Here is a 13,277-nt window from a genome sequence, read left to right on the forward strand (position 1 = left end):
TCTCCTTTATTGTTCAATGATTTCACTCAGTCTTACTTTCCTGCCCTCATTCAGGGACCGTGTACAGGCGTCCGCGGTTGCAATGGAATTCCTGGCCGCCTGGCCGGTGAGCAGGGGCTTAAACTCCTCTGTCACCTTGGCGCCGTGGAGCACTTCGTTCAGGAATCCCATCTCCTCGTCCATGATTCCCTGCAGCCACAGGAAGGGTTTCCTTCCCGGACGTCCGAACTGATTGCCGTTATCGGCCTGGGTTTCCCTGTATATCCTGGTCCTGTCCTCATCTTCTTCCCGGGTCCGGTGTACCAGGTAATGTTCTTCCCTGTCCCCGGCCTTAAGGGTCATGCCGCAGTTGCACATGTCTATCTTAATGGCGCCCTTGGTCCCCTGGATCAGCAGGTAATGTTCCTGCCACCGGAAGGCGGAACCATACTCCAGCAGCGCATACCTGTGTCCCGGATACTCCATGGTGATGAACAGCATGTCATCCTCGTCCCCATAAGCGTCTTCCCGGTGCGCCGCATTGCCGCCCGCCATGGTCACGGTGTCAGGGCAGCCTCCCATTAGGAACTGTACGCAGTCCAGCTCATGGATGTGGTGGTACAGGTGCCCGCCCGATTTGGAGCGGGTCTTTTTCCAGGTTTCGGATGCCCCTGTGCCCTCCCAGGCATTACGGGCCCCGTGACAGTACAGGATATCCCCAATGGCGCCCTGCCCAATCAGCTCCTTGGCCTTTCGCACACCCCGGAAAAAGTTCATCACATGGCCTACCATGAAGATTACATGGTTTTCCTGGCAGGCCGCGACCATTTCCCTGCAGTCACCGTAGGAAAGCGCAATGGGCTTTTCACAGAACACGTTCAGGCCGTGTGCGGCGGCCGCAAGCACCGGTTCCTTATGCAGGTAATTGGGCGTTGCTACAATCACTGCCTGTATATCCTTCCTGGACACCAGGGCCTCCAGGCTTGCCTCTGCCTCACAGCCCAGCTCCCCAGCCACCGCGGCCCCGTTTTCAGGGTCGTAGACCGCCCGGATCACAGCCCCGGGCTTTGTATTCATGATGCGCGCCAGCTCCGCCCCAAAATAGCCTGAGCCAACCACGCCGTATCCAATCATTTCCATAATATCCACCTCTTTCTTAGGGTTAAACCAATCCAGCCAATCCATCAGGATTTAACCGCGCCCTCCGACATCCCGCCTGCAATCTTATTCTGTATCAGACAGAAGAAGATAACGGATGGAAGCACCACCAGGGCCGACGCTGCCATCATATCGCCCCAGTCCAGTATCTCGGCTCCGTCCAGGGAGCGCAGGGCCACGGCCACGGTCATCTTGCTGGTATTATTCATCAGGATCAATGCGTACAGGAACTCATTCCACGTGTTGATGAAGGTATAAATAGCGGTTGCCACCACCCCGGGCGCCACCAGGGGCAGCACCACCTGGATAAAGGTCTGCATCTTGTTGGCCCCGTCAATCCTGGCAGCCTCCTCAATCTCCACGGGCACGGTCCTGAAGAATCCTGTGAGCAGCCACACCGCATAGGGCACGGAGAAGGACAGGTACACGATGATCAGGCCAATCCTGGTATTAATCAGGCCCAGCTTTCCCATGACCACGGAATAGGGAATGGCCAGCAGGATAGGAGGGAAAATGTATGTGGTCACCAGCACCTTTGACATGGCCGAGCCAAGTCTCTTAAAGAACCGGACAATGCCGTAGGCTGCCAGGGATGCCACGGTAATGGCGATGAGGGTTGTCACCAGGGAGATGATCACGCTGTTTTTTATGTTGACAAAGAATTTCAGGTCATTGATTACATGGGTATAATAGTCAAGGGTCCATGCCCTGGGCCAGAAGGCTGTTGGATTGCCTGTAAGCTCGCCCTTTCCCTTTACCGATGAAATCAGGATCCATACCAGCGGAAAAATGGACACAAAGGTAAGAAGTATCAGATACACATGGCTGATGACCGAACCGGATTTGATTTTTTTCATTTGCTGTCCTCCCTTTCCCACTTATTGATAACTGCAAAGTAAATGCCGCATATGAGCATCAGGAATATGAATAACAGGACCGTTACCGCTGAGGAACGCCCAATCAGCTTGGTACTCCAGCCCATGTTGTAAGCGTATAACGGTATGGTCTGTGTGGTTCCCGCAGGCCCGCCTCCCGTAATCAGGTAAATCAGGTCAAAGTTATTGAATATCCATACGGTCCTCAGCACCACCAGCAATCCCACCACCATCTTTATATGGGGCACGGTCACATAGTAAAATGACTGCCACGGCCTGGCGCCGTCTATCTGCGCCGCCTCGTACTGGTCCTTTGGCACGGTCTCCAGGGCGGAGAGCACATTGACCATGATCATGGGCGCGCCGAACCAGATGTTAATCATCACCAGGGTGATGAAGGCCATGGTGCCGCTGGTCAGGAACTGGGGCGCTGTCTGGCAGATGCCCAGTTTTATCAGGATATTGGGCAGGAACCCGTATACCCCGTTGAGGATCCATTTCCATGAAAATGCTATGACAATGGAGGGAAATGCCCAGGGAATGATTAACAGTGTCTTATAAAGGCCCTTGCACACCTTAATCCGTTTTAATGCCAGGGCGGCCGTGAATCCCACCACAATCTGTCCGGCCAGGGACAGTACCGTCCATTTCAGGGAATGGATGAATGAAAGCCAGAACCCGGCATCCTTAAGCACCTCGGCATAGTTCTTAAAGCCGATGAACCTGTAGGCGGGCTTAATCAGGTTTTTATTTGTAAAGCTGTACACTACACTGGAACAGATGGGATATATGAACAATGCAATGACAATGATGATTGCGGGAAGCACGAACATCCATCTGGTATAATTTTTCTTCCCCAAGTCTTCCTCCTCCTTTTCAATATGAGACCGCATTCAATATGAAGCTGCGTCCAATGCAAAAGCAGGACAGCATAAGCTATCCTGCTTTTAAATATCATTTTTCCAAATGACGGGATAACCGCTTACTCAGCCGTTTCAAACAATGCATTCAGTTTGTCTTCCGCCGCCTTGGCAGCAGTCTTAACATCCGTCCCATTGGTAATGATATCCTGGAACATTTCCTCAATCACATGGTTATTCTGCATGATTCCGGCCTGTACGTTGGGTCCGTGCTCATATCCGAATGCCGTCCCGATGTCAGCGGCTGCTGTAAGCACTTCCTCTGCGTGTGTAAACTGTTTGATGGTATCGTCATCCCTGTAGGCATCCGTGTCCGCAATCCCCTTGATGGCGGGAAGCATGCCCACCGGCGTTGCGTGAAGGAATTCCACGTATGTATCCTCGTCATATAATGTCTCCATAAATGCCTTGCAGATTTCAGGATGCTTGGATGCCTTCCATATCACCATCGGGGTATTGGTGGTCATGATTCCCTGTGTCCCATCACCTGTGTTAATCTTAGGTACCGGGTAGCAGTCCACATACTGCAGCAGGTCCGGCGAGTTAGCCGCGACGCCCGAAATCTGGAAACCTGAGTTAAAGTCAAATGCGGTCTTGCCCTGATAGTAAAGGGTTGCCTGGTCCAGCACGTCAAAGTTAATGGAGTCCTTGGGCGAACAGTCATTGTATACTTTCACCCAATAATTGATGCCGTCAATCGCAAGGTCGCTGGTCAGGTCGGCCTTCAGATCATCGGTCAGAAGGCTGCCCCCGCCGCTTCTCACATAGAAGTCCAGGAAGAACGTGGCCTGGAAGTCATTGGTCCCGCAGGGGAAGGATAAACCGTACACCCCGTCCTTAGTCAGCGCCTTGGCTGTCTCATAAAGCTCATCCCATGTGCCTGGCACTTCCAGACCGTTCTTCTCCAGAAGGTCCTTCCTGATCCACATCACATGGGCATGTCTGTAAAGAGGTACGGAATAATTGTTGCCGTCCATGGTTCCCTCTGCAATGGCTGCCTCTGCGAATTTATCCCTGCCGATATCATCAATCAGGTCATTGATTGGGGCCAGGGCGTCCACATTGATCATCTCAGCCACCTGGGCCGGAAGGGCCGTACTCATATCCGGTACATTTCCCGATGCAAGGCCCGTGGTCCATTTGGTGTAAAAGTCATTCCAGGAAAATGTCTCTATGTTGATTTTCACATCCGGGTTCTCGGACATGAACTTGTCAGCCGCCTTCTGGATGGTTTCCAGACGCGGGCCTTGTGTAAATGAATGCCAGAAGGTAATCTCCCCGGAAAGCTCCCCGTCCACAGCCGTATCCTGTGCGGACGCCTGTCCTGCTGTTTCCTTCCCCGCGGTTTCTTTTTCAGCAGGAGTTTCTGTCCCGGATCCCCCGCATCCGGCCAGTGCTGACGCTGAAAGTGCTGCTGCAAGAATAAGGCTTATGTAACGTTTTTTCATATCTCTTCTCCTTTTTGTGTTCGTCAATTTGCTGTTTCTAATGGTATTATATTCATTTTATTTATGCGTTTCAACATGCTAGGCAACTTATAATAGCATAAAACAACCATTAAACTATTTTTTTGTCTTGTTTTAGAAATGATTGGAAGCCCAAGACGCGAGATAATAAAAACAGGGGCTGCCGCACTCATGATTTACGTACGATAGTCCCCTGGCTTACCTCCATGGTTATAATCGAAATTAGCTGAACCCATTTGAACACAAATAGGAACCGGTATCGGATATCCGCTGAAATTGAATCACAAAATATTTGTCAGCGCCTCATCCGGCCAAGACTCATTCCTGTGACATTTTCCTATATTGATTAGGCGTCATCCCAAATGCCTGCCGGAACACCCTGGTAAAATGGTTTGCATCCTCAAATCCAACGTCATGGGCAATACAGTTCACCGGGTCGTTGGAAACAAGGAGAAGCCTGGCCGCCGTGGTCAGACGGACCTGGCGGATGAATTCAGTGACGGTTTTCCCGGTGGCCTCTTTAAACAGACGGCGGAATGTGGTTTCCGCCACCTCGGCCATGTCGCTCAATTTGGCGGAGGTATATTCCTCCGTGGGGTTCAGCATGATATAATCAATCACAGTCTGAATCCTTGGGTCGGTCTGGATTGTGGACTTTTTTACGCGCTTGCGGATCTGCTCCAGATTGTATTCCAGGCCGTTGATTTCCGCCTTCACGTCATCCGGCTCGTCCGAATTAAGGATATCTATCAGACTTGCAATCAGGCTGTCCAGGGCGCCGCGCACATGGAATACCTTAGACTTCTTATCCGTGCGCACCCATTTAAAGATATCGCTGAAATATTGCCCAATCTCCTCCCCTACATCCATTACCAGGGGAAAATTATAGTATTCCCTAAGGAAATTGGCCCCCTCATAGAATACGGAGGTGGTAAAGCGGATGCTGTAAAAGGAAAACGTATCCTCCAGCGCCCGGCAGGACAGGCGGCAGCCTTCCGGTATGTAGGAAACCTGGCCCTTTTTCACGATTACAATCTCATCGTCCACCATAAACTCCGCGCTGCCGTCAATTACATAGCGCAGCATGTTATAAGGTATGGCGCTTTCAGGATAAATCCAGGTCCTTCCAAAAGAATATTTGTCAATATAAAGAAAGTTAAAGCGGATTGTATTCATAAACGATGACAGAGACTGCATGCATTTCCCCCTCCCCAATCAATCGGCCCCAGCCCTTTTGACGGGCCGGCATCTTCTTATCTTCTTGAGATGATTCTACCACAAAGGGGCCTGAATTAACATCCTGACTCAGGGGAAATCTTTCAATCGTAAAGTAACCTAACCGTTCCCGGCATAGCCCGGAATGGTTCATAGAAAAAAATTCCCATATGAATAATTAGAGAATTAGCCATATCGGCGTAATATACCTCTTGATAAAATGATAAAGGTGCTGTAGTGTCGTAATCAAGAACACCCAATGAGTCAAAAGCATATGATATTATAGGAATATGGATAATTTTTTTAAAAATACTTTAATTATTTCTATTGTAATTTTCGTGGTTTTGTATATAATATAGGCAAAGATATATCTTCTCTATCATCTTCAATTAGAAGATTTCTCGTAGAGCCACGAGAAGTAAATTAAAGAAAGCTCAATGAGAATATTTGGTTGTAGGGCGCAACCAAGTAAAAATAAAGGAAAGTCCCACTGAGAAGATACTTTCCTCTGGTTAATTATAAACCAGAGGTTTTTTATTACTTAGGAGCCTTTAACATGGAATATACGTTTTTAACTGATAAATTTTACATTGATTATCCACATGACCAATATCCTCAATTGGAAATTTAAAAAGAGAAATGCGGAGTTGATTATTCAAAAGCAGTTGTTATTAATTCAGAGGATTATATAGACAGAACAAGAAAAGCTTTTATAAGACCAGACGAATATAAAAAATTAATAGGTAAAGATTTTAGAATTCGTGAACAGTTTGAATCATACATAGAATTATACAAACGTGCAAAGACAGACGATACGGTACCCCACAGAGAAAAAATTTTAAAGTATTCATCGCTGCAATATTTTGAAGAATATATCTTAAAAGATAGTGATTAAAATATATCCCTCTCAGTTTATGTCGAAACTGAGAGGGATTGTTTATTTTATAATACAGGATTATTTATATCTGGTTCATGATTCTTATCAAGATAAAGGGTGAAAAGTCCTACCAGCAATTAATTAGCGGACTTCCCTACTTTACGAATTTGAATAAGGAAATACGCCAAAAGAGGACACAGCAGCCGATTCCTCTGCTGTGTCCCCTCCCGACAGGATAACACCTATGATATTTAATTCCAGGAAAACTCCGACCAGTTATAACTCTCCATTGCCGGACATACCTTACAGTTTAAATCTTTGTTATGGGCAATATTGGAAATCATATAGAACAGGTTGATTCTCGGAACGTCCTCCGCCTCAATCTTCAGGGCTTCGGTAATCAGTTCCAGACGTTTTGCGCCGTCATCCGTGTTGGCCTGCTCCTCCACGATCTTGTCATACTCCGGATTGGAGTAGAAGGTCATGTTGGAATCTGGGATATTGTCCGTTGACAGGGTTCCCAGAAGGAAGGTGGAATCCAGGGTCATGCTCACATTGCCCACGGTGTAGCATCCCAGCTTGCCTGCCTTGATATCAGACAGCAGGGCGGCACGCTCCATCACCTGGATTTCAGCGTCCACGCCGATTTCCTTCCACTCGCTCTGCACAATGCTTGCAATCTTCTTGGTGTAATCTTCCCTTACATAGATGGTGGTCTTAAATCCATCGGGATATCCCGCCTCTGCCAAAAGGGCTTTGGCGCCTTCCAAATCGTACTTGGGCGTGTCAATGGCATCCGCTCCCGGATTGGGGGTGGTCTGGTCTGTCAGGATGATTTCCGCCGGCATTCCGGCGCCGTCCATTGCTCCGGCTATGATATCATCGCGTTTCACAGCCATTGCCAGGGCCTTCCTCACCTTCACATCATTAAACGGCTCCACATTCACATTAAACGCCAGGTTCCAGATAGATGTTCCGTTGGTCTCCTGGTATCCCAGCTTGTCATTGGACTGGACCGTCATGGCATCCAGACCGCCGATGTTGTAAACCAGGTCCACGTCACCGCTCTCCAGGGCAACCATGGCAGTTGTGGCTTCCTTGAGGACACGAAGTTCAATGTGCTTGATGGCCGGCGCGCCCTTATAGTAATCCTCGTTGGATTCAAGGATGATCTTGTTTCCCTTCTGCCACTCCACCAGTTTATATGGGCCGGTCCCGCATGGCTTTGCCGCATAGTTCTCATCCCCCACGGATTCCACATATGCCTTGGACACAATGGCGCTGTTGGTCTGGGTCAGATACTGGAGCGCTGCCAGTTCCTTATACTTAAGGTTCACCTTTACCGTGCCCTCGCCCACCGCTTCGGCGCTGTCCATAAAGGACGTATATAACTCGGACTGCGGCTTGTCAATGGCCCTGTTCAGGGAAAATGCCACGTCCTCTGCCGTCAGATCGGAGCCATCCTGGAACTTCACTCCCTGCTGCAGATGGAAGGTGATGGACAAACCGTCCTCCGCCACTTCCCATGTCTCGGCCAGACCTGGCACCACATTGCCGTCCGCATCCCTGCGCACCAGCGGGTCATGCAGGTTTAGGATAATCATGCCGCCGATGGAATCAGCTGCCAGCTGGGGATCCAGGGTCGTTGGCTCGTTGGTCAGGGCAATGGTCAGGGAATCCTTTGCCTCGCCTGCGCCGCTTCCCTGCGTGTTCTCAGAAGCGGCCGGAGCATCCCCTGATTTCTGTCCGCCGCCGCACCCGGTAAGGGCCAGGGCCAGCACTGCTGCTGCGACCATACAGTTCAACATTCTCTTTTTCATAACTACTCCTCCTTGTGTTATATAAGATTACAGGCAGCATAATGGCCTGCGCTTACCTCTCTTAACGGAATCTGGCTGCCCCAGCACGCGTCCGTTGCCTGGGGGCACCTGGCTGCGAAGCGGCATCCCGGCTTGGGGTCAATGGGGCTTGTGACCTCCCCGCGGATAATCGGCTTCTTCTTTCCCCTGAGGGAAATGTCAGGGACCTGGATGGCATCTAAAAGCGCCTTTGTATACGGGTGCAGCGGATTATCGAACAGCTCCTTTGAACCGCACCGCTCCACACACTGTCCCAGATACATGACAGCTATCTCATCGGAGATATGGCGTACCACGGACAGGTCATGGGTGATGAACATGTAGGTAAGTCCCATGTTGTCCTGCAGGTCCATAAGCAGGTTCAGTATCTGCGCCTGGATGGACACGTCCAAAGCGGATACCGGCTCGTCGCAGACAATGAACTTGGGATTTACGGAAAGTGCCCTGGCAACGCCTATCCTCTGGCGCCTTCCGCCATCCAGTTCATGGGGATATGCATTTTCCAGGCGAGGCGCCAGTCCAACGGTCTCCATCAGTTCCTCGACACGTTCCTTCAGCTGGTTCTTATTCTTCATGACCTTGTTCACCACCAGGGGTTCTGCAATCAGCTCGCTTACCGTCATACGCGGATTCAGGCTGGAGTATGGGTCCTGGAAAATAATCTGCATTTCCCTGCGCAGTTCCCGGAGCTGATGCGGGTTGTAAGAAAGGATGTCCCTGCCGTTGTAAAGGATCTGCCCTTCCGTGGCCGGCGTCAGCCTGAGGATGGTCCTGCCCAGCGTGGATTTACCGCACCCGGATTCCCCCACCACGCCCAGGGTCTTCCTTGGCTGGATGGTCAGGTTCACATCATCGACCGCATGGAGCACGCCGGAACCCGTGTCAAAATACTTCTTCAGATGGACGGTTTCTATTAACGGCACATCCTGTTTTATCTGATTCATACGCGTCCCGCCTCCTTTCCGGCAGCCCCTGCGGCGCCCGCGCCTTCTGTTTCGCTGCCCATTTTCCCACTCTCTCCACCAAAACCTTCGCTGCCCGGTTTCACATCTCCCCTACAGGAAGCTTCGCTGCCCGGTTTCACATCCTCCCTACAGGAAACTTCGCTGCCCGGTTTCCCATCTCCCCCATAAAGATGACATGCAATCTCATGCGTGCCTTCCCTGTAAACCTGCGGCAGGCGCTGCCTGCATACTTCCATGCAGTGGGGGCATCTGGTATGGAACTTACATCCATGGGGCAGGTTGGTGGGGTCCGGCATCAGGCCCGCGATGGGGTTCAGCCGCCTGGCATCCCCCGTCATACTGGGAATGGAACCGAACAGTCCCTGGGTATACGGGTGATGTTCCTTCCCGGTGAATATATCTTCTATGGTTCCATGCTCCACAATCTCGCCCGCATACATGATGGCCACGCGGTCACAGGTCTGGGCAACCACCCCCAGGTCATGTGTGATCAGAAGCATGGAGGTGCCGAACCGTTCCTTTAACTCTTCCATCATCCCCAGCACCTGGGCCTGGATTGTCACATCCAGCGCAGTGGTTGGCTCGTCCGCAATAAGAAGCCTGGGATTGCAGGCCAATGCCACGGCAATGACCACCCTCTGCTTCATGCCACCGGAAAACTCATGAGGGTAGCAGGTCTTCCTGGCCGCGGGAATACCCACCAGCTCCAGCATTTCCTCTACCTTTTTCCCCATCTGCGCCCTGGTCAGGCTGCTGTGGTTATGGAACTGAAGCACCTCCTGTATCTGGTCCTCCACCGTGAGCACCGGGTTCAGGCTGGTCATGGGGTCCTGGAATATCATGGCTATCTTCTCTCCCCGTACCCCAAGCATTTCACTTTCTTTCAAATCAAGGAGGTTTTCTCCCTCAAACAGGATTTCCCCCTGGCCCACCTTCCCAATCCGGTCCGGCAGGAGGCGCATGATGGCCAGCGCCGTGGTGGTCTTACCCGCGCCTGTCTCGCCCACCAGCCCAAGGGTTTCCTTGGTGTTCACATTCAGGCTGATCCGGTTCACTGCATGGACCGTCTCTTCGTCTGTCTGGTATACTATTTCCAAATCTTTGATTTCCAATAATGCGTCCGTCATGGCTGTCCCCCCTTAATTCTTAAGCTTCGGATCCAGGGCATCCCTTAATCCGTCGCCTAAAAGATTGAGCGCCAGGGAGGTCAGAATGATTGCCAGGCCCGGGAACAAGGTAATATACGGGGAATACCGCATGAAATCCCGTCCCTCGGCCAGCATGGAACCCCACTCGGGAAGCGGTGGCTGCACGCCCATTCCGATAAAACTCATACCGGCAGCTGTCAGTATCATCCTGCCCACGCCCATGGTGGCCTGGATGATGATTGGCCCCATTGCATTAGGAAGGATATGTTTCACGATGATGTAGGAATCCCTGGCCCCGCTGGCTATGGCCGACTCTATGTAATCCTGGTCAATCACGGTCAGGATGGAGGAGCGGATGACCCTGGTAAACGGAGGGATCCTTGCAATGGTCACGGCAATCAGCAGGTTGGTCATGCTTGGTCCCAGGGAAGCCACGATGGCCATGGCTAAAAGCTCGCCCGGGATTGCCAGGAACGTATCCAGCACCCGCATGATGACATTGTCAATGCGTCCGCCGTAATATCCGGCAATGGAACCCAGTATCCCGCTGATGCACACGCTGCCCACCGTGGCGGCAAGGCCGATGATGATGGAAATCCTGGCCCCATGCACCACCCTTGCGAAGATATCCCGCCCATATGCATCCGTGCCAAACCAGTGGGCGCTGCTGGGCGCCTTCAGCCGGTTCGCCACATCCTGGGCAATGACCTGGGTGTCGTAATCGCATATGACATCCGCGAACACGGCCAGCAGGACCATGACTGAAAATATGCCCAACCCCAGCATGGCTGCCTTGTTCTTCTTAAACCTTCTCCAAATCTCCCTGGCAGGACTGTTTCTCTTAACAGCCGCCGTTTTATCTCTTTCACTCATATCTTCGGCCCTCACTTACTGTATCTTGAACGGATACGCGGATCAATGAACGCATACAGCAGGTCCACGATCAGCATAATGATACAAAACAGGGCAGCCAGCATCAGTACCGCAGCCATTACCTGAGGCGTATCCTTGCTCCGGATGGCGTCAATGGCGAGGGTTCCCACCCCCGGCATTGCGAATACGGATTCCGTAATCACGGAACCGCCAAGCAATGCCCCGAAATGCATGCCCGCCACCGTGATGACCGGCAAAAGCGCATTCTTTAAGGCGTGCTTCCATATGACCACCATGCTGGACGCGCCCTTTGCCCTTGCGGTGCGGATATAGTCCTGCCTTATGACCTCCAGCATGGTGGAACGGGTCAGACGGAGGATTTCCGCTGCGCCCGGCAGGGCCAGGGTTACGATAGGAAGGATGAAGCTCTTCACCGAATCCGCCCCATTGGAAGGCAGCCATCCCAGCTTCAGCGCGAACAGAAGGATGGACAGAAGCCCCAGCCAGAAGGCGGGGATGGATGAAAAGAACATGGCCGTGACCGAGTTGATTACATCCAGCGCCGAATACTGCTTAACCGCCGACAGGATCCCAAGGGGGACCCCGATTGCAACCGACAGCAGCATGGCGCCCGCGGCCAGCTTCATGGTGGTTGGGAATCTGGAGAATATCTCGGTAAACACAGGTGTCCTTGTCCGGTAGGACAGGCCAAAATTGCCGTGGAGCGCGTTCCACACATAATCCACATAGCGCAGCCAGAACGGCTTGTCCAGTCCCAGCTCCCGGGTCAGCTCCTGTCTTGCGGACAGGGGCGCGTTATCCCCCAGGACCAGGGAAGCCACGTCCCCCGGAATCATATTCATGATTGTAAAGATAATAAAGCTTACCCCCAACAAAATGGGTATCAGCAGCAATAAACGTTTTATAACATACTTTCCCATACAGGCTTCCCCTTTTTTCACTGGCAGCAGCGGCCCTGCGGGTCATACTAATACCTAAGCCCTGCTGATTTTCGTAATGCAGCTTTTGTTTTGCCGGAAAATATCCCTTACCTCGTCCCAGCGCTTTGCCAGGTCAGGCCCTGTCTCCAGCTTTTTCTCCACGATTTCCGCCAGGCGCAGGCCCAGCGCCTTTACATTATAAGCGTGTACAACGGTCTGGTCATCCAGTATTTTCATGGAATAACCGGTATATGGCGGAATGTGCAGGATGTCCCTGGCATTGGCCACAAAGGTCCTGCCCAGTACGGATACCTCCACCCGTCCTTCCTTAACCACATATAAATCCCAGTCAGGATGGAGTGCGTCCCACTCCACGCAGACTCCCTTATCCATGACAAATTCCCAGACTTCCTTTACCCCGCCTGTCTCATGGCGTCCAACCTTCTGGTTGCACACAATGCCGTCAAACGCAAAGTGGGCAATGCTCTTTCCCTTTGGGCGGATCTGCGGCATCCCTTCCTTGGGTACCACCTCAGGCTCGGGTTCCCCAAGGCGTCTGGTATGGTGCTTTAAGCGGTATCCTGCCATGAATGCGTCATCCTGGAGTTTTTCAGGACAGCTCCTGTCAATGAGCTGCTTTTCCAGGATTCCGCCGTACATGTCCATGCCCAGGAACATTTCCCTCCATATGGTCCCTTCCTCCAGGAAACGGAATCCATGGGACATATATGGCTCGATGTGGATCATATCCCCAGCCTCGGCTATGGCGCGTTTTCCATTGATGGTAACCTCCACGCTGCCCCTGTCAATGGCAAATGTCTCATATCCCTTTGAATGTTCATGATAGGGCACAAAGGCATTTTCCTGATAGTACACATCGCTCATCTCATTGTTCAGGGTCTCCCCCACAGGGGCAATGAACAGATAGTCCTTACAGTCCTTTTCTTCCAGCTCGTGGATATAATCATCCGGTGTTATATGTATTTTATAATCGAACATAC

At 51.5% G+C, this 13,277-nt stretch carries 11 protein-coding genes; all 11 read right to left on the reverse strand.

The window, feature by feature from the left end; genetic code table 11:
* Positions 1–6: 6 nt before the first annotated feature.
* Positions 7–1,119 carry a Gfo/Idh/MocA family protein gene (locus MCJ35_RS21255; protein WP_025485411.1) on the reverse strand — a complete coding sequence of 371 codons (1,113 nt, stop codon included), beginning with the start codon at positions 1,117–1,119 and terminating at the stop codon, positions 7–9.
* A 44-nt stretch (positions 1,120–1,163) separates the two neighbouring features.
* Positions 1,164–1,994 (reverse strand): carbohydrate ABC transporter permease, encoded by an 831-nt coding sequence (locus tag MCJ35_RS21260; RefSeq protein WP_025485410.1) that lies wholly within the window; start codon positions 1,992–1,994, stop codon positions 1,164–1,166.
* Complete coding sequence (locus tag MCJ35_RS21265) at positions 1,991–2,872, reverse strand: carbohydrate ABC transporter permease (protein WP_025485409.1); 882 nt, start codon at positions 2,870–2,872, stop codon at positions 1,991–1,993. The genes MCJ35_RS21260 and MCJ35_RS21265 overlap by 4 nt, the downstream gene beginning before the upstream one ends.
* A 122-nt stretch (positions 2,873–2,994) precedes the next feature.
* A complete protein-coding gene (locus MCJ35_RS21270) occupies positions 2,995–4,380 on the reverse strand; it encodes an ABC transporter substrate-binding protein (RefSeq protein ID WP_025485408.1) in 1,386 nt (461 codons plus the stop codon).
* 336 nt (positions 4,381–4,716) lie between these two features.
* On the reverse strand, positions 4,717–5,595 hold the full coding sequence (locus tag MCJ35_RS21275; protein WP_025485406.1) for a helix-turn-helix domain-containing protein: 879 nt from the start codon (positions 5,593–5,595) through the stop codon (positions 4,717–4,719).
* A gap of 1,146 nt (positions 5,596–6,741) precedes the next feature.
* Positions 6,742–8,310 (reverse strand): ABC transporter substrate-binding protein, encoded by a 1,569-nt coding sequence (locus MCJ35_RS21280; RefSeq protein ID WP_025485405.1) that lies wholly within the window; start codon positions 8,308–8,310, stop codon positions 6,742–6,744.
* A gap of 17 nt (positions 8,311–8,327) precedes the next feature.
* A complete protein-coding gene (locus tag MCJ35_RS21285; RefSeq protein ID WP_025485404.1) occupies positions 8,328–9,293 on the reverse strand; it encodes an ABC transporter ATP-binding protein in 966 nt (321 codons plus the stop codon).
* Positions 9,290–10,441, reverse strand: a complete 1,152-nt coding sequence (locus tag MCJ35_RS21290) for an ABC transporter ATP-binding protein (RefSeq protein WP_025485403.1) — start codon at positions 10,439–10,441, stop codon at positions 9,290–9,292. The genes MCJ35_RS21285 and MCJ35_RS21290 overlap by 4 nt, the downstream gene beginning before the upstream one ends.
* A gap of 12 nt (positions 10,442–10,453) precedes the next feature.
* Positions 10,454–11,335, reverse strand: a complete 882-nt coding sequence (locus tag MCJ35_RS21295) for an ABC transporter permease (protein ID WP_025485401.1) — start codon at positions 11,333–11,335, stop codon at positions 10,454–10,456.
* A gap of 11 nt (positions 11,336–11,346) precedes the next feature.
* Positions 11,347–12,276 carry an ABC transporter permease gene (locus MCJ35_RS21300; protein ID WP_008720017.1) on the reverse strand — a complete coding sequence of 310 codons (930 nt, stop codon included), beginning with the start codon at positions 12,274–12,276 and terminating at the stop codon, positions 11,347–11,349.
* Between the two features lie 54 nt (positions 12,277–12,330).
* Positions 12,331–13,275 carry a cupin domain-containing protein gene (locus tag MCJ35_RS21305; protein WP_025485400.1) on the reverse strand — a complete coding sequence of 315 codons (945 nt, stop codon included), beginning with the start codon at positions 13,273–13,275 and terminating at the stop codon, positions 12,331–12,333.
* Between the last annotated feature and the right edge of the window lie 2 nt (positions 13,276–13,277).

The sequence above is a fragment of the Enterocloster sp. OA13 genome, assembly GCF_022440595.1.
Classification (GTDB): Bacteria; Bacillota; Clostridia; order Lachnospirales; family Lachnospiraceae; genus Enterocloster; species Enterocloster hominis.